The 2447-nt window shown below is 42.7% G+C and carries 2 protein-coding genes; one reads left to right on the top strand and one right to left on the bottom strand.

From position 1 onward, the window contains the following. Positions 1–663 precede the first annotated feature (663 nt). Positions 664–1095, bottom strand: coding sequence for a hypothetical protein (locus F6K52_RS35255; RefSeq protein ID WP_293089690.1), 432 nt, complete (start codon positions 1093–1095; stop codon positions 664–666). Between the two features lie 475 nt (positions 1096–1570). On the opposite strand from F6K52_RS35255, the gene F6K52_RS35250 reads away from it, so the two are divergent. Beyond that, positions 1571–2335, top strand: a complete 765-nt coding sequence (locus F6K52_RS35250) for a hypothetical protein (RefSeq protein ID WP_293089687.1) — start codon at positions 1571–1573, stop codon at positions 2333–2335. Positions 2336–2447: the final 112 nt, after the last annotated feature.

Raw genomic sequence — 2447 nt, 5'->3', positions numbered from 1 at the left:
TCACGCTACTTGAGGTGCCGTCAGCAGACTTAACTCAGCATTATTCGAAGGCTTACCTCTTTTATTAAAAAGCTGTTCGCGCAGCGTGCGCGTAGCGCTTAAGCTGATAGCTGATAGCTGATAGCTGAATACTTACTGATAGCTGATAGCTGATAGCTGATAGCTGAATACTTACTGATAGCTTACAAATGAATTGTGATAATTTTTGTTGACTGCTCCGAAGCTTCCTGCTACTTCCTTTTTTCTTTGCTAGTGTTGTCTTAAACGATAAAAAATACTCCTAGGATTTCTCTACAGAGAAATTCCAGGAGGCATGTTCAAAGAAAAGTGATTGAAGAGACAGGGTAAACACATCTAAATTAGTCTTGACAGTAAACCGCGCTATGTGGATTACAGAAAAATTACGACTCTATAGCGCTTTTCAGTTGAGTGTGACACAGTAGACCCAGTGGTTAAACCAATTAATTTTGAATCAGACTGTATGACACTCAAGTGTAAGCCACTATTTCCCTGAATTTAATCGTCAACAAGCCCTGCTCAGGTTCAACTTATTTTCAATAAGTAGTGCTTAAGGCGATTTCAAGAGGGCTTGTTGAGACTAATAGAGGGTTTATTAATTAAGATGCGTTTGCCCTGATTAGAGAGGAGTCATTTACTGTTAATTTACTCTAGAGCACCCAAGCCTTCAGTACCTGCTCCGGCACGGATTAAAGCGGCTTGATCCTCAACTGCGGTAGCAGCAGCTAGAGCGTTTGCAGCTTCGGAAAGGAATACATTTGGTGAGTCACTACCGCTAGTAGTGGAGACTGCTGCAGCTACACCTCCATCTAGGGTGAGGGTATCAATAGTTGCAGTGCTTGTTCCAGCACCGGTGTAGGTTGGTGTAACAACCAATGGACCAGGAAAGTGGAGAGCGTCAGGTAAAATCAGCTCACCGGAAACACTGATAGAGCTTCCAGAACCCCGTGTCTCTACGGCAGATCCGCGAATAGCTGATTCAGCGTTAGCTGATGTGGCCAGTACAGCAGTTAAGCCCGCAAAAATGAGACCTGTGTTGATGAGAGTTTTGGCTAGAGAAAGAGAGTTGTTGTTCATTATTTTTCGAGCTTTGTGAGTTGATAGTTTATCCTGAAAGTGAGTTAGTGTTTAACTCGTTTCATAGTTCTAAACTAACCGCCTATAAAGATGGTTGTAAATTAGAAATACTACTGAAAAAAATTTAAGACATAACTATTATGTAGTTAGATAAATAGAGATAATACTGAGTTAGTTTAAAAACTGATTATCCGGACATTTTTTACTTTTATTAAAAATTTTTATTTTCTTTGAGCACAAAAAAATAAATGATTTTTTATCCGGATAAAAATAGAGCAATAGGGAGTAGGGACTCGGGAATCGGGAATCGAGAGTAGGGAACGGCGGAATATGTAGTAGACAGAGAATTTATTGGCACTTTCCGGAGTTATAGCGACTCAGTCGGTAGCTATTCTATTGAATAGCAAGATGTGGTGAGGGTATGGCGATTAACCCCATGGCTGTCAATTGACCTTTATTCCTGGAGACCTAGTCTGTGAGTGATCGTAAGGATTTAATTGAAATTTCTGGTACTCAGAACCCCGATCGCCGTGGAGATGTCATTTTTGTTCATGGACTCGGGGGTGATGCCCTAAGTACTTGGCACCCGCAAGAACGGCGAGATGATAATAATTTTTGGCCTGCTTGGCTGGGGGAAGATTTATCAGATGTGGGAATTTGGTCTCTGGCTTATGAGGTAGAACCGTTTAGATGGAAGGGTAATTCTATGCCTCTGGTAGACCGGGCGACTAATAGTTTAGATCTACTGGATAGCTATGAGATAGGCGATCGCCCAATAATTTTCGTTACTCACAGTATGGGGGGACTGCTGGTTAAACAGATGCTGCGCAGTGCTAGGGACTTTGGCACATGGGAAGCGATCGCATCTCGGACGAGGGGAATTGTTTTCCTGTCTACCCCTCATGCTGGTTCTGATCTGGCAAGTTGGATTAAGCACATTGGCAAGATTCTACAAACCACTGTCAGTGTTGACGAATTGCAGGCACACCATTCTCGCTTACGGGAACTGAATCTTTTGTATCGCAATGACCACCAGTTTAGCCAAATCCCGATGCTGGTTTACTGCGAAACGAGACCTACCAATGGGATTTTAGTGGTGAATCAAACCAGTGCTGACCCTGGTATTAAGGGCGTTATTCCTGTCCCGATGGATGTTGACCATATTTCTATCTGCAAAGTAGAGGATAAAAAGAATCGAATCTACCGTCAGGTAAAGCGGTTTATCACCACTAGGGTTTGACACCCTCGAAGAAATAGTAGCTAACCAGGAGGTGGACTTTGTGTTGTCCAACCCTGGCATGTATGTACGGTTGGAATCGATTTATGGGGCAATACCAATTGCCACCCTAAAA

This window comes from Moorena sp. SIO3H5 (assembly GCF_010692395.1).
Taxonomy (GTDB): domain Bacteria; phylum Cyanobacteriota; class Cyanobacteriia; order Cyanobacteriales; family Coleofasciculaceae; genus Moorena.
The sequence above is the reverse complement of the archived record's forward strand: the minus strand, read 5'-3'. Positions and strand labels throughout refer to the sequence as shown.